At 30.3% G+C, this 18,476-nt stretch carries 12 protein-coding genes; 6 read left to right on the top strand and 6 right to left on the bottom strand.

Annotated elements, in window-relative coordinates:
• Window positions 1–7: 7 nt before the first annotated feature.
• From H0I28_RS01825 to H0I28_RS01815, 3 genes are all read right to left on the bottom strand, one after another.
• Window positions 8–1,087 (bottom strand): esterase-like activity of phytase family protein, encoded by a 1,080-nt coding sequence (locus H0I28_RS01825; RefSeq protein ID WP_218760233.1) that lies wholly within the window; start codon window positions 1,085–1,087, stop codon window positions 8–10.
• 64 nt (window positions 1,088–1,151) lie between these two features.
• Complete coding sequence (locus tag H0I28_RS01820; protein WP_218760231.1) at window positions 1,152–4,808, bottom strand: M1 family aminopeptidase; 3,657 nt, start codon at window positions 4,806–4,808, stop codon at window positions 1,152–1,154.
• Between the two features lie 105 nt (window positions 4,809–4,913).
• Window positions 4,914–5,804: an ABC transporter ATP-binding protein gene (locus tag H0I28_RS01815; RefSeq protein WP_218752584.1), complete on the bottom strand. Its 891-nt coding sequence runs from the start codon at window positions 5,802–5,804 to the stop codon at window positions 4,914–4,916.
• A 228-nt stretch (window positions 5,805–6,032) separates the two neighbouring features.
• Here H0I28_RS01815 and H0I28_RS01810 point away from each other — a divergent pair, with 228 nt between their 5' ends.
• The 4 genes from H0I28_RS01810 (at window position 6,033) to H0I28_RS01795 (ending at window position 10,455) form a co-directional block, all read left to right on the top strand.
• Window positions 6,033–7,121, top strand: a complete 1,089-nt coding sequence (locus H0I28_RS01810; RefSeq protein ID WP_218760230.1) for a M42 family metallopeptidase — start codon at window positions 6,033–6,035, stop codon at window positions 7,119–7,121.
• Window positions 7,122–7,319: 198 nt separating this feature from the next.
• Window positions 7,320–7,868 carry an NUDIX domain-containing protein gene (locus H0I28_RS01805; protein WP_218760229.1) on the top strand — a complete coding sequence of 183 codons (549 nt, stop codon included), beginning with the start codon at window positions 7,320–7,322 and terminating at the stop codon, window positions 7,866–7,868.
• Entirely contained in the window at window positions 7,865–9,781 is a 1,917-nt protein-coding gene (locus H0I28_RS01800; protein ID WP_218760228.1) for a DUF294 nucleotidyltransferase-like domain-containing protein, read from the top strand. Before H0I28_RS01805 ends, H0I28_RS01800 begins: the two co-directional genes overlap by 4 nt.
• A 2-nt stretch (window positions 9,782–9,783) precedes the next feature.
• Window positions 9,784–10,455 (top strand): PolC-type DNA polymerase III, encoded by a 672-nt coding sequence (locus tag H0I28_RS01795; protein ID WP_218732975.1) that lies wholly within the window; start codon window positions 9,784–9,786, stop codon window positions 10,453–10,455.
• Between the two features lie 45 nt (window positions 10,456–10,500).
• On the opposite strand, the gene H0I28_RS01790 is transcribed toward H0I28_RS01795, so the two are convergent.
• The 3 genes from H0I28_RS01790 to H0I28_RS01780 form a co-directional block, all read right to left on the bottom strand.
• Window positions 10,501–11,472, bottom strand: a complete 972-nt coding sequence (locus H0I28_RS01790; protein ID WP_218760227.1) for a Gfo/Idh/MocA family protein — start codon at window positions 11,470–11,472, stop codon at window positions 10,501–10,503.
• 82 nt (window positions 11,473–11,554) lie between these two features.
• Window positions 11,555–13,441: a sodium:solute symporter gene (locus H0I28_RS01785; RefSeq protein WP_218732973.1), complete on the bottom strand. Its 1,887-nt coding sequence runs from the start codon at window positions 13,439–13,441 to the stop codon at window positions 11,555–11,557.
• A gap of 352 nt (window positions 13,442–13,793) precedes the next feature.
• Window positions 13,794–16,289: a PIG-L family deacetylase gene (locus H0I28_RS01780; protein ID WP_218760226.1), complete on the bottom strand. Its 2,496-nt coding sequence runs from the start codon at window positions 16,287–16,289 to the stop codon at window positions 13,794–13,796.
• 268 nt (window positions 16,290–16,557) lie between these two features.
• On the opposite strand from H0I28_RS01780, the gene dnaN reads away from it, so the two are divergent.
• Window positions 16,558–17,676 carry a DNA polymerase III subunit beta gene (dnaN, locus tag H0I28_RS01775; RefSeq protein ID WP_165730063.1) on the top strand — a complete coding sequence of 373 codons (1,119 nt, stop codon included), beginning with the start codon at window positions 16,558–16,560 and terminating at the stop codon, window positions 17,674–17,676.
• A 165-nt stretch (window positions 17,677–17,841) separates the two neighbouring features.
• Window positions 17,842–18,411, top strand: coding sequence for an ACP phosphodiesterase (locus H0I28_RS01770; RefSeq protein WP_218761544.1), 570 nt, complete (start codon window positions 17,842–17,844; stop codon window positions 18,409–18,411).
• Window positions 18,412–18,476: the final 65 nt, after the last annotated feature.

The following is an 18,476-nucleotide window of genomic DNA, read 5'->3' as shown; positions in this document are numbered from 1 at the left end:
GAAATTATTAATCAGTAATTTCTAATAAAATAAATTGATTTAATTGTTTTCCATAGACTTGAAAATTATCATCAGCAACTAGAAGTAAAGATTGGTTTCCATTGGCTAATTTTGGTCCCAATGTAATACCTTCTATGTTATCTATAATTCCTTCTGTTAATTGACCTTTAACCTCTTCAAAATTTAATAATAAACGCTTTTCAAGCGGAATAAAACCAGACTCTTTTAAAGCATCTATATTTAAAACATTAGTAGTTTTTTTATCGATAACTGCATCAAAAATTCTGACAATATTCCCATAAGAACCATAACCGCTTTGATACGTCCTTTCAATAATAAAAAAGTGATTTTCTTTATACTCTAAGATCGATGTTAATCCGTTTAAATTAATATTCCCTTTGGATGGTTTTGTAATATGTTCTAATTGATACGCAAACTGCTTTGTTGCTTTTTTAGATGTTTTATCAAAATACGTGATTCTAATTGGTGATGATGCTTTTGTAAAAGTAGGATCTTCCCCATCCGTTTTTAAAGGACCTTCCATTGCTACCCAAAAACCTTTTCCATCAATACTTTTAGAAGAACCTTCAAAAACAGCATTGTGTTTTATATTTTTAATATCACTTAAGTTTTTAGGAAGCTCATAAGCTTCTATAAAATTTCCGTTTAAACCTGTTTTAAAAACAGTAGGACTTTTACCTATATTAATAGATCCTTCACCAACAAAATAAACCTCTTCGGTTTCTGCTTCTACAAAAATGGATTCTAAATCTAAAGCGTTTTCTTTATAATAAGAAGTTGTCGTATCATTTAATAAAACAACCTTTTTAAAATCTACAGCCTTAATTTTATTTTGTTCGATGTTTATTGCTGCTTTTAAAAAACGAGGGTTTTTCGCATCATCCACCACAAAATAATAAGCATCGTTTGCATAATCTATACCAGACAATCCTCCAATAATTGAGTTTTGAAATGCTATGGAATCTGCTAAAACAAATTCATCAAGAAAATTTAATTCTATTGCTTTTTCTTGTTTACAAGAACAAAAAACAAGACAACCTAAAATACCTAAAACAATACTTTTCATAATTTTTATTTTGAAAAAAAGATCTTTCAAATTAAAAAAATGAAAGATCAATTATCATAAAACACTACAACTTTCTTCTATTATCTTCAGACTTCGTGTCTATTAATTTATTGTAAGGATCTACTCCTACTTCAACCGGTTTTTCATCAACAATAATTGTAATTTTATTATTGATCTCTGTAATCTTATGCTTCTTTAAATACAGCTCTTTTTCTTTCTTTTCCCCATCAACTTCTTCCTGCGCAAAAATACCAATATCAATATAATCTGCCAATGGAACTGATAAAATAGGTTTTTTCATTTCATCCGTTTGATACGTTAAAGTATCTCCCACTTTTTCACCATAATACCGTTTTCCCTTTTCATCATTTCTATATTTAGAAACTTCAAATTCTATTTCTACTTCGTATTTCCCGTTGTCTAATTCTGTAGATTTTACTTCTAAAATTTGGTTTCTGTACAACGTAATGGTTTCAAACATATCTTTAATTACATATTGTAAGGAATCTGGTGTTACTTCTCTAATATAATTCACCATTTCTACGGAAGTTGTATATGGAGCTTCTTGAAACTTTACTTTTTCTACATACTTTTTTAAAGCCCCATTTAACTTCTCTTCACCAATATAATCACTTAAAGCATAAAAAACTAAAGACCCTTTCTGATAACGAATATATCCTTGTCCGTCGTTATACATCAATGCATTTTCACGTTTTCTTTCCATGGTTCTTTGCATTAAATAATCATCTAAAGCTTTCTTTAAAAAGGTACGCATCTTCGGTTTTCCATTTTGATGCTCTAATACTTTTAAAGAAACATATTCCGACAAACTTTCTGACAACATGGTAGCACCCAAAACGTCTGCACCAATAACTTGATGTGCCCACCATTGATGTGCAACCTCGTGTACAGTAACTGCAAAAGGATAATCTACTCCATCATCATTTGTATCATCTACAGCAGCAATAAAACCAAAGCCTTCAGAAAACGGAATTGTATTTGCAAAAGATTGCGCAAAAGTACCTTGTGTTCTCGGAAACTCTACAATTCTTAACTGTTTATGTTGATAAGGGCTAAAGTTTTTCTCGTTATAAGTAACAGATGCTTTCATCCCTTTTAGCATTCTATCTAAATTATAATTGTGTGGTTTGTGATAGTAAATTTCTAAACTAATACCATTCCACATTTCTTTTTTAACTTGATATCTTGCGGAATTAAACGCATAGAAATTCAACATTTTACTATCCATTTTATAATGGAAATATTTACGTCCAGCTTCTGTCCATTCTTTCTGTAAATAACCCGGTGCAATTGCAATTTGGTCTTCGGATGTAGAAACGGTTGCTTCAAAATCTATCCAATCAGAATCTTTAGAAATATATGTATTTCCTAAAGCTGTAGAATCCGTAGGTTCAGATTGTAAATTATTTGGCGGTAAACTGTACTTTTCTCTAATTTTATTGTCAGTCAATTCTCCTGCAGAAGAATATCCTAAACTAGGAAACATAGAGAAATTATTTAAAAATGTTCCGTTTGCTAAAACAGGCGATTTTCTTTGAAACATGGTATTTTCTTTACTTTTTACATGCACTGTAAGTTGTAACGAATCTCCAGGTAGTATTTTTTTATCGAACTTATAAATATCAAAATTAAAAACCGTGTCCTCTAAGACCAAATTATTTGGTTTATTAAATTCGAAGGTGTTTTCTAATGAGTTATGATTTAAGAAAATACTATCAATTGCTTTATCCGTTTTATTTATCATTGTAAAAACAGCACTTGCTTTGTACGTTCTTTTCTTCGGATAAATAGCTACATCTGCATTTACAGCTACAATTCTTGGTTGCTTATAATCTTCGTATTTTTTATAACTTTTTTCCCATTTAACGGCATTTAATTCAGCTTGTTTAGAAGCTGAGTTTTCTTCTTCTGATTTTGTTTCTTGATAGATCGTAAAACCTAAAGTTAAAAAAGCAACCAAAACAACCGCTAAACCAATTTTTTGAGGTGTTTTAAATCTTGAGACAGCAATATCCATTCTTTCAGAAAAAGAATTTGGTAATCCTCTAACCCAAAATAAAACACTTACAAGAAGTAATACTGTTCCTCCTAAAATCCAATAGATTTTATACCATAAATAACGAGACAACGCAGAGCCATACCCATTCATATCCGAATAACTAAAACCTGGGCCTTCGTTATATTTAAAAATGGCTAACTCAATTCCTATTAAGTCTAAAAACGGAATTCCCATAGCAACGATTAACAAAACCAATAAACCTAAATATTGATTTTTAAACAACGTTTGTACAAATATTGCTAAGAAAGCCCAAATTGCATAGTTTAAAAATTTTAAACCAAACAACTCTTTTATATAATGACCAATTTCGAAATTATAATATCCTTGATACGCTTGAAACAACATACCAGAAACCATAATTACTGCCAGTAAAACCAATTGCATTTTTAAAATAGCAATCAATTTAGAGAATAATAATGTCCAGTTTGGTATTGGTGTACTATCAACTAAATGACTAATTTTTGCAGTTCTTGCTCTTTGCACTAACATACCAGCGTATAAAAAAGTACAAATATTAATAACAAACAAACTAAAAATATTTCCACCACCTAACATTTGCCAAGTTACTGGTAATGTATCTGTTCCAAAAATTTCACTAGAAATAAATAAGGTTCCAAACAACATTAAAAGTCCAACGATAAGAATGCAGATAAAAGGTAAACTTTTAAAAATGTATTTAAAATCGATGTTAGACAAGTGCCACATCACTTTTAAATTCTGAATAAAAGAATAATCATGAGACACTTTTGGTAACATTATTCTTGTAACTCCGCTAAAATTAGATTTTGTAATTCTTTCTGCTTTTACTTTTCTAAAAGAAAGTGTAATTGCATTTTGTGTAAATTTAAAATATTTATAAACCAACCCAAAAATTAAAGAGGAAACTACCAACCACAATAAACGGTTATAAATTACCAATTCACCTATGGGAATTTGCATTTCATTTTGTTCAGAAACGGTCCAATATTTTGTATAATAAGAAGACGCGGAAGAACCATAAGGATCTAAAATAGCTAACAAAGTTGCTTGTTCTGGTTCTGATAAAATACTAGAAATAGCTCCCTGAACAAACATTAAAATAATTACCGTAATAAAACCAGCTGCAACACTTCTAGAAAATGTAACAATAGCAAAAACAACAGCACCAAAAAACAATACATTTGGTAAAATATAAACCAAATACGTTGTTAAATAAGTCATAACATTAAAATCGCCAACAATATCTGAATTGGTTCCTGGAAAACGAAACCCAATAACCATTCCTAAAGCAACAACCAAAACAATAGCAGAAACCACTACAATTCCGCTAAAGAACTTTGCAAATAAATAATTGGCTTTTGTAAACGGATACGAAAATAAAATGGAGTGCATTTCACTTTTAAAATCTCTGTAAATAGAAACTCCAATAATTGATGGAAATAAAAAGAAGATTAAAATAGTAAATGCATTAAAGATACTTGTAACACCAATTGGCGAATTTACAATTCTGGAAGAACCAGTGGTACCAGAAACGCCATCCCAAATACCCGCAGATGTTGCAGATAAGAAGAAAGATATTAATAAAAATATTGAAATATAAATATAAAAAACAGGTTTGTTAAACCAGTATTTTAATTCGTGTTTAAAAATAGTTGAAAACATAATTACAAAGTTATGAGTGATGAGTTTTGAGTGGTGAGTTAGATTCTCTTTATATTTTTTTTTGGTTAGAGCATGTTAGTACTCTTAACTTTTAACTAATAACTCTTAACTTGTTAAAACTGGTTCGTCTTGTTTTAATGCAATAAAATACACATCGTCTAATTGCGGAGTTGCTGCTACAAAATCATCTGAAGGTTTTTCTTCTGCATGTACTCTTATATTTAACGTATTGTCTGTATTAAAATTTCTAGACAACACATTGTACAATTTCATATTTTCTTCTAAATCGTCTTTTTCTACAATTTTTGTCCAAATGGTGTTTTCTAATTCTTCTGTTGCTTTTTGTGGTGTAGAGTGTTTTAAAATTCTACCTCCGTTTAAAATAGCCATTTCATTACACAATTCTTTAACATCTTCTACAATGTGTGTAGAAAAAATAACCGTACAATTACTTCCAACTTCTCTTAAAACATTTAAAAAACGATGTCTCTCTGCAGGATCTAAACCTGCAGTAGGCTCATCCACAATAATTAGTTTTGGATTGTTTAAAAGCAATTGCGCAATACCAAAACGTTGTTTCATTCCGCCAGAATAACCCGCAACATATTTATGTCTTACTTCATATAAATTAGTAATATCTAAAACCTCTTTTACAATGGCTTTTCTTTCAGATTTTTTTGAGATTCCTTTTAAAGTAGCAAAATAATCTAACAAATCTTCGGCAGACATTTTAGGATACACACCAAAAGATTGTGGCAAATACCCTAACACTTTACGTAAAGACATATTGTCTTCTAAAACATTAATATCACCAAAAGTAATTGAACCAGAATCTGGACTCTGTAATGTTGCAATGGTTCTCATTAAAGAAGATTTCCCTGCACCATTTGGTCCTAACAAACCAAACATTCCTGTACCTATTTCAATACTTAAATTATCAATAGGTTTTACGCCGTTTTTGTATGTTTTGGTTAAATTTTCAATTACTAACTTCATATTGTTGGTTTTAGTGATATTACTTTGGTGATTAGTGTAAAAGTAAGCACTTTTGTTACACTTTTTTGTGATTTTTTTAATGGAGTTCCTAAAAAATCGTATTATTTTTACCATTGGAAGTATAAAATGTACTCGATATTTTTTCTGATTACTTTTACAATAGAAAAAACAACCGAACTAACATTTAACTTTAGAACTTTTCATATTAAAACTTTATAAACTTTTATAATGGCAAAAAAATCAATTTTAAATAAAGCGTCACTTACATTTTTAGAAAAATACTTAAATAATGCTGCACCAACCGGATACGAATGGGAAGGTCAGAAAATTTGGATGGACTACCTAAAACCGTATGTAGACACATTTATTACAGACACCTATGGTTCTGCAGTAGGAGTTATAAACCCAGATGCAAAATACAAGGTAGTTATTGAAGGGCATGCAGATGAAATTTCTTGGTATGTAAATTATATTTCTGATAACGGATTGATTTACGTGATTAGAAACGGAGGATCAGATCATCAAATTGCACCAAGTAAAATTGTAAACATTCACACTAAAAACGGAATTGTAAAAGGTGTTTTTGGATGGCCTGCAATTCATACAAGAGACAAATCAAATGAGCAAGCTCCAAAACCAGACAACATTTTTATAGATACAGGTTGTGCTACTAAGAAAGAAGTAGAAGATTTAGGTGTTCATGTTGGTTGTGTAATTACATATCCAGATGAATTTCATATCTTAAACGGAGATAAATTTGTTTGTAGAGCTTTAGACAACAGAATGGGTGGTTTTATGATTGCCGAAGTAGCTCGTTTATTAAAAGAAAACAAAAAAGAATTGCCTTTCGGATTGTACATTACAAACTCAGTACAAGAAGAAATTGGTTTGCGTGGTGCAGAAATGATTACACAAACCATTAAACCAAATGTGGCAATTGTTACTGATGTAACACACGATACAACTACACCAATGATCGAGCAAAAAACTGCTGGTCTTTTAGAATTAGGTAAAGGTCCGGTTATTGCTTATGCACCGGCTGTTCAACAAAAATTACGTGATTTAATTACAGATACTGCCGAAGCAAAAGAAATTCCTTTTCAACGTTCTGCACTTTCTAGAGCAACAGGAACTGATACAGATGCTTTTGCTTATAGTAATGGAGGAGTTGCTTCTGCTCTAATTTCTTTACCGTTAAGATACATGCACACCACTGTAGAAATGGTACACAGAGATGATGTAGAAAATGTGATTAAAATGATTTATGAAACATTATTGAATATTAAAGGAGGAGAAACTTTTTCTTATTTTGAATAAATAAAATACAGACACGAATTTCACGGATTATGCTAATTATTTTGACTTTTATATCATTTTGAAATGAGCTTTTTTTAAGCGATTGAGAAATCTCATGATTTTGTAATCTATATTATGAGATTTCTCCTATCGTCGAAATGACAAACTAACTAAAAAATATTATTTAGTGGTAATTAGTGAAATTCGTGTCTTTTAATTATGGACGAACTCATAGACATTTTAACTCCTGATGGAAAACTTACAGGAAAAACTGCTTTAAAATCTGAAGCCCATAAAAATGGTTGGTTTCATGCAACTGTTCATATTTGGCTTTTTACTTCGGATGAAAAAATATTACTTCAAAAAAGAGCATTAACCAAAAAAGTATTTCCTGGTTTATGGGATATTTCTGTTGCAGGACATATTGCTGCCGGAGAAGCTATTATTACCTCAGCAAAAAGAGAAGTCTTTGAAGAAATCGGACTTAAAATAGAAGAAAAAGACCTCATCAAAATAGGCACAAGGATTCATCAAGTTTCTCATGCAAACGGAATTCAAGATAACGAGCATCATCATGTTTTTATCACAGAATTAAAAGTGCCTTTATCAACATTAACCATTCAAGAAGAAGAAGTTGATGCCATCGAATTATTTGATTTATCAACTTTAAAAAGCACAGAAAACCTGAAGAATGTTTTACTTCCTAGATTTCATGAGTATTACTGTTCGGTTTATAACAAGATTCATCAACAAATACATAAAAGATGAAAAATTCAATTGCAGAACGCGTTTACGATTTTTTAAAAAACTATCCGCCTTTCAACTTATTAGCTACTAAAAAAATATTAGAAATAGCCTCTCAAGTTTCCATTATCTATTTAGAAAAAGGAAAAGTTATTTTTAACGAGAATGATGAAATTCACAAACAATTTTACATTGTAAGAAATGGAGGAATTAGTTTGTATAAAAATTCTAATGACAAAAAAGCGCTGATAGACATTTGTGATGGTGGTGACATTTTTGGTTTAAGACCGTTAATTAGTAAAGAAAACTATTTATTAGACGCCATCGCCAATGAAGAATCTATTGTCTATGCGATTCCTATTGAAATTTTTGAAGCAGTATCAGAAAGAAGTTTAAAAATTAATAAATATCTATTAACTTCTTTTGCTTCTAACTCTTTTGATCCTTATACAAACGAGCAAAACAGCAATGTTTTTACAGATTATATAGAAAATGATAATTTAGCTTATTCTAATTTACACTCTGTAAATTACACTAAAAAGCCATTAACCTGTACAGCTAATGCTACAGCTAAAGAAGCCGCTATAAAAATGAGCAATCAAAAAGTTGGCTGTATTATAGTGGTAGATGATGCCTGCGTTCCTTTAGGAATTATTACAAATAGCGATCTTAAAAACAAAATAGCTACAGGTCTATTTTCTATAGACATCTCTGTAACAGAAATCATGTCTTCCCCAGTAATTACACAATCTAAAAACCTTACTGTTTTAGACGCTCAGTTACAAATGATAAAGCAAAAGGTAGGTCATTTGTGTATTACCGTAGATGGAACTAGTAATTCTAAGTTGATAGGAATTTTAACTAATCATGATGTTTTAGCTTCACTAGGAAACAACCCAACAGTAATTTTAAAAGAGATTAAACGAGCTAAAAAAACAAGAGAAATAAGAGAAATTAGAATCAAGGCCAATCAACTTTTAAAATCTTATTTAGAACAAAACATTCCATTATCACATATTTCTAAAATTATATCAGAAATAAATGATAGTGTAACCATAAGAGTTATTGAGATTTCTTTAAAAAAAATGGCTACGCCACCGCCTGCTAAATTTACTTGGTTAGCATTAGGAAGTCAGGGTAGAAAAGAACAACTTTTATATACAGACCAAGACAATGCTATCATTTTCGAGGATGTTAGCAAAGAACAATATACAGAAACGAAAGAATATTTTTTACAATTAGCAGGTCATATTACAAAATCGCTACATAAAATTGGTTATGAATATTGCCCTGCAGAAATGATGGCAAGCAATCCTAAATGGTGCTTGTCTTTATCTGAATGGAAAGATCAATTTAACGAGTGGATTTTTAATGTTGATGGAGAAGCCATTTTATTATCGTCTATTTTCTTTGATTTTAACGCTATTTATGGTGAAGTTTCTATGGCAAGAGAGCTAACCAAAAGCATTTTTAAAACACTTAATGAAAGGACTCTTTTATTTACTTTTTTAGCAAAAGAAGCCATTGCAAGTCCATCTCCTCTAGGATTTTTCAAACAGTTTCTAGTAGAGAATAATGGTGACCATAAAGATTCTTTTAACATAAAACAAAGAGCTTTAATGCCCTTAATTAATGCAGCAAGACTTTTAACACTCTCTAATAATATCTTTGAAATTAACAATACTGCACACCGTTTTGAAAGATTAGCTGAAATAGAACCTCAAAATAAAGAACTGTACCAATCTTGCTCTTATGCTTTTAAAGCCTTGTTAAAGTTTAAAACCAAACAAGGGATATTACACAACGATTCTGGTAAATTTATTAAATTAGAGTCTTTAACAAAAGAAGAAAAGTTGAAACTAAAAAGGTGTTTTAAACCTATTAGAGAAATTCAAGAAGTGCTTACTATTAAATTTAACTTATCAAACATGAGATAATTATGAAGTTTAACTGGTTTAATAAGAAGGAAAACAAGGTACTTCCGGATTACTTTTTAGAGTATGAAGATAGTTTTTTAAACGCACCAAAACTCGCTATAAATGAAACTCGATTTGTTGTTTTTGACACAGAAACTACGGGATTTAATAGAATGAGAGATCGTGTATTGTCTATTGGTGCTGTTTCTTTAATCGACAACACTTTAAATGTAAATGATAGTTTTGAAGTCTATTTAAAACAAGAAATATTTAATCCAGAAACGGTACACATTCACGGAATTTTAAAAGAAGGTAGCATAACAAAAATCTCTGAATTAGAAGCGCTAAAAAGTTTTTTAAAATACATCGGTAATTCAATTTTAGTTGGGCACCATATAAACTTTGACATTATGATGATGAACCAAATTTTAGTAAGAAACCAACTACCAGAAATTAAAAATAAGACCTTAGATACAGAACATCTATATAGAACCTCTAAACATACTGTTTATCAAAACACATTGCCAAAAGAACGTTATACTTTAGATCAATTATGTGATGAACTAAATGTATCTAAAAGTGATAGACATACCGCAAGTGGAGATGCTCTCATTACAGCTATATTGTTTTTAAAAATAATAGCTCGTTTAGATAAAAACAACGATTTAACCGTGAAAGACTTGCTAAATTCATAATAGCATTTTTCTTATTTAAAATTCCATATACTCAAAAAAGCATCTTTAATACGTTAGATTGATACTTTCTCTAACGGTGTCTAAAACACGAATTAGACTTCTAGAAAAATCATAGGTCATAATAGTACTTTCTTTTTTGTTTTCTCTTAAAAGACTATTAAAATGTTCTGTTTCGAAACTATAACCAATGGTTTTATAATCGAAACTAATGGTTTCTTCTGTATCATTTTTTAAAATTGTTACAGAAGAAGGCGCATGAAATTGTGTGTTTATTTTTACAATTGCAGTGTCAAACGTAAAAACAGCTTCCGTTGGAGTATTCTCTAACAAGGTACTTTTTAAATTAGCAGTCGCATTTTTATAATTAAAAAGCATATTACATTCTGCATCTGCACCATTTTTAAAGAAAGTAGCATCGGCTTCAATAGTAACTGGAGTTCCCAAAGTAGATAAAGCTGCAAAAATTGGATAAATACCAATATCTAATAAACTTCCTCCTCCCACTTCTTTTTTAAATAATCTTCGATCTGTATCATACGTATTATAAAAACCAAAATCTGCTTCTAGTTTTTTTAGCTCTCCATACTCTCTGCTCTTAACAAGATCTAAAACATACGTAAAATGTGGTAAAAAATACGTCCATAATGCTTCCATCAACAAAACATTATTTTCTTTTGCTACCGCAATCATTTCTTCTACTTCTTGCAAATTCATTGCAAAAGGCTTTTCACATAAAACTGCTTTTTTATTTTCTAAGCAAAGTATAGCGTGTTCTTTATGAAAACTATGCGGAGTAGCCACATATACTGCATCTACCTCAGCATCTTTAGCCAAAGCTTCGTATGATTTATATGCCTTTTTAGCACCAAATTTCTTTCCAAAATCAGTTGCTCTCCCCTCACTTCTAGAAGCAACAGCAACTAATTCTGCATTTTCTACAGTTGCTAAATCAGTAGCAAATTTTGTAGCTATTTTTCCAAGGCCAATAATTCCCCATTTTATTATTTTATTTTCCATAGTAACTTTTTTAATTATTTCAAGATAGAATCTAAAAAGGTATCAAATACTGTCTACATTTGTTTATCTAAAGTATTCTCAATTAATTTTCTTTTTCATTTAAAATTGTTTTATCAATATTAAAGAACCCTAAAAAAGAAAATAATACAATTAGAGAAACAACATGAGTTATGTTTAATGAAACATCGTTCAACACATCATATGTAATTTTTAAAATAGCCAATAAACTAATTACTAACGCTATTTTACTTTGCCTATTTATCGCTTTAAAAACGAATAATAGTGAGAAAAATATCACTAAAACACATCCAATAAAATTCAGCCATAAATAACTAATTATCGGTTCTAAACCTTGTGATTCTAGGTTGTAAATTCCGAAATAATAAATAGAACAAATTAATATTTGCGTAATTAAAGCTGCTCTAAACACTGCATTTCCATTTACCTTTTTAAAGAAAAATGCCAACAAGAAAATACCCAAGACGTTTCCGTAGAAAATAGACCCAATAATATTTACAAGCTGAATTAGATTATCGAATAAATTGGCCACACACGCCACCGAAATGGCTATGATTCCCCAAAGCAATGTAAACCATTTAGAAGCCTTTACATAGTGCTCTTCATCTTTATCTTCTCTTACATTTCGCTTGTACAAATCTATAGCAGTTGTACTTGCCAATGCGTTTAATTCCGATGCAGTAGAAGACATTGCTGCAGATAAAATAACAGCTAATAAAAGTCCGATTAATCCTCTTGGTAAATTGTTTAAAATAAAATGAATAAACACATAATCCTTGTCGTTTGATTCTATTTTTTTAATGGATTTTTCATTTACTTTTTTAATAATTTCTTTAGCTGATTCCTTTAAGGCTAAATCTCTTTCATTTAATTCTTGAATTCGAGTAGCTTCTTCCTTCTGAAAACCATCAGAAAACAACAATCTTTTATCATTTTCTATAATGGTATGTTCTGCTTCTAATTTCTGATATTCACCAACAAATTCAGAGTTCTGAACCGCGTCATTTGCTGTAGGATTAAAGTTTAAAGGCGATGCATTAAATTGATAAAAAACAAAAACCATAACACCAATTAGCAGAATAAAAAACTGCATTGGCACTTTTAACAATCCGTTAAAAATTAAACCTAACTGACTTTCTCTAACCGATTTTCCTGACAAATAACGTTGTACCTGACTTTGGTCTGTTCCAAAATATGATAACATTAAAAATGTTCCCCCTAAAATCCCCGTCCAAACCGTGTACCTATTACTTAAATCGAAAGAAAAATCTAACACTTCCATTTTATTACTTGCACCTGCAATTTCTAATGCATTGCTGAATGTAATGTTCTCCGGAAGCTGACTCATAATCATAAAAAACGCAATTAACATTCCTATAAAAATGATAATCATCTGTTGTTTTTGCGTTACGTTTACTGCTTTTGTACCTCCAGAAACCGTGTAAATAATCACTAAAAAACCGATGATAATATTCAGTGTTAATAAATCCCAATCTAATACGGCACTTAAAATAATGGCAGGTGCAAAAATGGTAATTCCGGCAGCCAATCCACGTTGAATTAAAAACAAAATTGCCGCTAAACTCCTCGTTTTTAAATCGAATCTTCCTTCTAAAAATTCGTAAGCTGTGTAGACTTTTAATTTATGATAAATCGGTATAAAAACTACACAAATTATAATCATTGCAATAGGTAATCCGAAGTAAAACTGTACAAAGCCCATACCACTATGAAAGGCTTGTCCTGGTGTAGATAAAAACGTAATTGCACTCGCTTGTGTTGCCATTACAGACAGACCGATTGTCCACCATTTAGAGTCGCTCCCACCCTTAATATAATCGGTTACATTCTTATTTTTTCTAGTTACATATGTACCATACGCTACTATAAAAATTAAGGTTACAGAAAGAATAATCCAATCTATTGCATGTAATTTACTTTCAATTTCCATAGACTAAACTGTAAAATAATTTGTAATTAAATAAAACGCAATAATATAAATTACATTCGCTATTAAAACCAATGAATATTCTTTTTTCCAAGTATATTTTTCTTCTTTCATTCTATTTTTATTAGAAGCTATTTCCTGCTTTCGTTACTCGCTTTTTTTACTTCTGTTCTCGATACAAATTTGCTCATTCTTCTCAAATTCACTCGAACTGACAGTAAAAAAGAGCTCAAACAACTAACTCAATCAGGGCTAAACTTGTTTGCCACTTTTGTCCTTTTTAAACTTCACTTTAATATTCCAACTTGAAATCTCAAACTTGAAATCTCAAACTTGAAATCTTAAACCCTGAACCTTACTTTGAAACTTCTTTCCCTACAGACAACATATTTGCAAATAATCTATACGCACCAGAAACACCTGCAGGCAATTCTCTAAAGAAACTTAAACCTGTATAGATATAATTTCCTTTACCATATTTAGCTATTAACAAACTACCCAATTTCATGTGTTCTCCTTTGTCATTCATAGATAAAACAGGTGTGTAAGATTCATGCCAAATATTAGGAAAATACAAACCACGTTCTTGTACCCAACCATTAAAATCTTCGTTGGTAATTTTATTAGGAAAATTCATTAACGGGTTGTCTTCTGCTAATATTAAAACATCTGCAGACTCATCTGTTACTCTATCTCTAGATAACTTTAAAGGAAAAGGTGCTGCAACATCTACATTTCTATTCGTATTATATTGCACAATCATGTTTCCTCCTTTTGCTACATATTCTAACAAGAATTTTTGTTTAAATTTTAGTTCATCAACAACATTATAAGCTCTAATACCTAAAACGATTGCATCATACTTTAACAAGTTTTCTCCATTAATATTTATAGGTTCTATAATTTCTACGCGATAACCAATCTGACGTAAACTTTCTGGAACAGCATCGCCTGCTCCTTTTATATAACCAATTGTATTTCCTACTTTTTGAATATCTAAACGAACAACTTTTGCTTCAGAATTTAACAAAACACTTTGTTTAGGAATATGATTGTAATTAATCTCAACCAATTCTTTTGCATAACTTTCTCCTTTAGAAACGGCAATAACTTCTAATTTTCCTTCAGACGGATCTTTAGGTGGTGTTACTAAAAACGAAACATTTTGTACGTCTTCCTTTTGTTCAATATTAAAATTAATTTCTGAAGGAGTTACTCGCCAACCTTCAGGAACTTTTAAACTTACCTTTCCTTGCACAAAAGGAATACCGGCTCTAATTGCTACATTGATATTCTTAGAAATGCTATCAGAAAAAATAAGTACTTTGTTTTTAATTTTTGTGGTTACTTCTGGTAAAACCTCATAAGGTTCATAAATTTCTCCTTTATCTCTTTCAGCATATCGTCTAACAATATTCTTTGTTATGGTAATCGGAATAAAATCTATGATTAATTTATACGTTATTTTAGAAATACTAGGTGTTTCTGGCAACCCAATTAATGCTTGATCATCTACAGTATACATTCCTAAACTAGCCTCTTTACGCAACCAATAAGGATCTGTATAAGAATTTGTTTTTAAAACAAATGTTTCTTTAAATGTAAATTTCTCATTCTTTGTTAAATTAAATCCTTTAAAAATTTCAATGCTATCCAATTCAGAAACAACAGAAGTTAGCTGCATGTTTACATCACTTCTATTTAATACTTCAAAGTTTATATCAATTTTAGAATTAGGTGTTCCAGAAGAACTGTTTGCAGAAGCCTCTATATACAAACCTGCACAAGCTTCAATAATTTCTTTAATCTGCTTTTCTTTAATTGTTTTCCAGTGGTTGTCTTCTAAATCGCTCATCATGCTATACGCTAACATTAATTTAGATAAGTGTTTAGACGGATTTACAAAATCAAAATTATCTTCAACATCGTTTAAAATTTTTCCTATTGAAGCTCCATTTTTTAAACGACTCCAAGTAGTATTAATACCAGAAAAAACATCGTTTTCTACTATTAAAGAATCTCCTTTTAAAAACTCTACATACTCTTTTTGAGATCCTCTTGTACTCAAACGCCCAAAACCTTGACTCAAATGTTGGCTACTTGCTATAGACGCAATCTCATTATTAGACAAACCTTTTAAAGCATAATACGCTCCAATATCAAAAGAAATTAAATCTTTTGCAGCTTCGTTAAATGCTTCTTGACTTTTAAAGGAACGAGAAGAAATATTATGAAACAAACGTTTTGGTTGCCAAGTTTTGGTATATTTAAGTTGATCAGAATATTTTGTAGAATCATTGGCAATATCAAAAGCCGCCACACTTAAAATAGCAGAAGCTGTATGATGACCATGCGTTGTGCCAGGAGTTCTATGATCGAACCTATTGATAATAACATCTGGCTTAAAATTTCTTATTGCCCAAACAACATCACTTAAAACAGCTTCTTCATTCCAAATTTCTAACGTTTCATCTGGATGTTTAGAATATCCAAAATCATTCGCTCTTGTAAACATTTGTTCACCACCATCAACACTTCTTGCGGCTAATAATTCTTGAGTTCTAATAACACCTAATAACTCTCTAAGTTCCGAACCTATTAAATTCTGACCTCCATCTCCTCTTGTTAAAGACAAATAAGCAGTTCTTGCTTTTACATTGTTTGATAAATAAGATATTAAGCGCGTATTTTCATCATCTGGATGCGCAGCAATATAAAGCGCAGTTCCTAAGAAATTCAGTTTTTGAATTTTCTCGTAAATCTGATTCGAGGTTAATTTTTGAGGTTTTTGAGCGAATACTGAAACAGAAATCAGTAAAAATGCTAGTGTAGAAAGTAAAAATTTCTTCATATGTATAAAATTGGTCTATTCTTTTAAGTCTTAGTGAGGTTAAAAAAAATTATATAAACCTCATTGTAATGATTAGTCTAACAATCTTTAAAAAATTACAGATTGTCATAAAAACAAATGTAGTTTTTTATGAGGGGTCTTGAAATTTGTTAACATAATTATAACGTTTCAAACTTCATTAACAAAATGCTCATAACCTGTTAATAAATTAATTTTCAGAATCACTTAATAAGGTTATATTTGTAAGACTAATAAAGATAAAAAATCAATGAAATTTATTGTATCGAGTTCGCAATTATTAAAACAATTACAAGTTTTAGGCGGCGTTATAAATAGCAACAATACCTTACCAATTTTAGATAACTTTTTGTTTGAATTATCTGAAAACCAATTAAAAGTTTCTGCATCAGATTTAGAAACAACAATGAGTTCTGTAATAGATGTAGAAAGTGATAGTTCTGGTTCTATAGCTGTTTCTGCACGTTTATTATTAGATACCTTAAAGACGTTTCCAGACCAACCTTTAACGTTTAAAACGGAAGGTGACAATGCAATTGAAATTAGTTCTGATCAAGGTAAATATGACATGGCTTATTTTGGTGGAGATGAATTCCCTAAAGCGGTTTCTTTACCATCACCAAGTAAAACAGTAGTACCTGCAAGTATTTTGGGAACTGCAATTTCTAAAACAATATTTGCTGCAGGAAATGACGATTTACGCCCAGTAATGAGTGGTGTATTTTTTCAGTTTAGCTCGCAAAGTTTGACTTTTGTTGCTACGGATGCTCACAAATTAGTAAAATATACAAGAACCGATGTTACTGCAGATCAAACTGCAGAATTTATTATGCCAAAAAAACCTTTAAACTTATTAAAAGGTATTTTAGGTGGTTCTGATAGTGATGTTACTATTGAATATAACGATGCAAATGCAAAATTTACGTTTGATAACGTAGTTTTAGTATGTCGTTTAATTGATGGTAAATATCCAAATTACGAAGCAGTAATTCCAAAAGAGAATCCAAATAAATTAACGGTAGATAGAGCTTCTTTCTTAAACTCTGTAAGACGTGTTTCTATTTTCTCTAGTAAAACAACACACCAGATTCGTTTAAAAATGGCGGGGACGGAATTAAATATTTCTGCCGAAGATTTAGATTTCTCAAACAAAGCAGACGAACGTTTAAGTTGTGATTACCAAGGTGATGATATGCAAATTGGATTTAACTCTCGTTTTTTAAGCGAAATGTTAAACAATTTAAGCTCTAACGATGTTTTAATTGAAATGTCTTTACCAAACAGAGCAGGAATTTTAACTCCTATTGATGGTACTGACGAAGGTGAACAAGTTACCATGTTAGTAATGCCAGTAATGTTAAATAGCTAATACACTTTATTTATTGCATTAAAATGATATATCATTCCTGTAAAAGCAGGAAATTATAATTTTAAAAACCACAATTGATTAAAAATTAATTGTGGTTTTTTCTTTACATTTACCTTCATGAATTTCCTAGCCCATTTATATTTATCACAAAACAACACCAATATTATGATTGGTAATTTTATTGCCGACCATATTAGAGGTAATAATTATTTGAGCTTTTCTAAAGAAATTCAGCAAGGAATTTTCTTACACAGAGAAATTGACACGTTTACAGATGCTCATGAAGTTGTACGAAAAAGTAAAAGACGTTTGCACGAACGTTACAGACATTATGATGGCGTAATTATCGATATTTTTTATGATTACTTCTTAGCAAAAAATTGGGCAGATTATTCAGACGTTCCGCTAGAAACCTATACCAAAGATGTTTATGATTTATTTAGCAGTATTTCAGACGATTTACCTCTAAAATCTCAAAACTTCATTAAATATATGATTGAATATAATATTTTGTTCAATTATCAATATAAAGACGGAATTGCAACGGTTTTAAACGGAATGAATACTAGAACAAAAGGAAAATCTCAAATGAATTTAGCTATTGAGGATTTACGTCTTTTAGAAGATGAGCTTCAAGAAGATTTTACCTTATTTTTTAAAGATTTAATAGCACATACAAATCAAAAGTTTAAAGAACTAACTAGCGCTTCTAACACAAATGAAATTCAAGAGTAATTTTTGTTGAATATATTTTGGATAACTAATAGGAAGAAGTTTTAAATTGAAGTATTACTCCTTCT

The sequence above is a fragment of the Polaribacter sp. AHE13PA genome (genome assembly GCF_019278505.1).
Lineage (GTDB): Bacteria > Bacteroidota > Bacteroidia > Flavobacteriales > Flavobacteriaceae > Polaribacter.
This window is presented reverse-complemented; position numbering and strand designations above follow the sequence as displayed.

Bases quoted from the DNA above. Each gene is read 5' to 3' on its own strand.
- H0I28_RS01805 (WP_218760229.1), top strand. From the start codon at position 7,320: ATGGACGAACTCATAGACATTTTAACTCCTGATGGAAAACTTACAGGA.
- H0I28_RS01790 (WP_218760227.1), bottom strand. From the start codon at position 11,472: ATGGAAAATAAAATAATAAAATGGGGAATTATTGGCCTTGGAAAAATA.
- H0I28_RS01785 (WP_218732973.1), bottom strand. From the start codon at position 13,441: ATGGAAATTGAAAGTAAATTACATGCAATAGATTGGATTATTCTTTCT.
- H0I28_RS01780 (WP_218760226.1), bottom strand. From the start codon at position 16,289: ATGAAGAAATTTTTACTTTCTACACTAGCATTTTTACTGATTTCTGTT.
- H0I28_RS01770 (WP_218761544.1), top strand. From the start codon at position 17,842: ATGATTGGTAATTTTATTGCCGACCATATTAGAGGTAATAATTATTTG.
- H0I28_RS01800 (WP_218760228.1), top strand. From the start codon at position 7,865: ATGAAAAATTCAATTGCAGAACGCGTTTACGATTTTTTAAAAAACTAT.
- H0I28_RS01795 (WP_218732975.1), top strand. From the start codon at position 9,784: ATGAAGTTTAACTGGTTTAATAAGAAGGAAAACAAGGTACTTCCGGAT.
- dnaN (WP_165730063.1), top strand. From the start codon at position 16,558: ATGAAATTTATTGTATCGAGTTCGCAATTATTAAAACAATTACAAGTT.
- H0I28_RS01820 (WP_218760231.1), bottom strand. From the start codon at position 4,808: ATGTTTTCAACTATTTTTAAACACGAATTAAAATACTGGTTTAACAAA.
- H0I28_RS01815 (WP_218752584.1), bottom strand. From the start codon at position 5,804: ATGAAGTTAGTAATTGAAAATTTAACCAAAACATACAAAAACGGCGTA.
- H0I28_RS01825 (WP_218760233.1), bottom strand. From the start codon at position 1,087: ATGAAAAGTATTGTTTTAGGTATTTTAGGTTGTCTTGTTTTTTGTTCT.
- H0I28_RS01810 (WP_218760230.1), top strand. From the start codon at position 6,033: ATGGCAAAAAAATCAATTTTAAATAAAGCGTCACTTACATTTTTAGAA.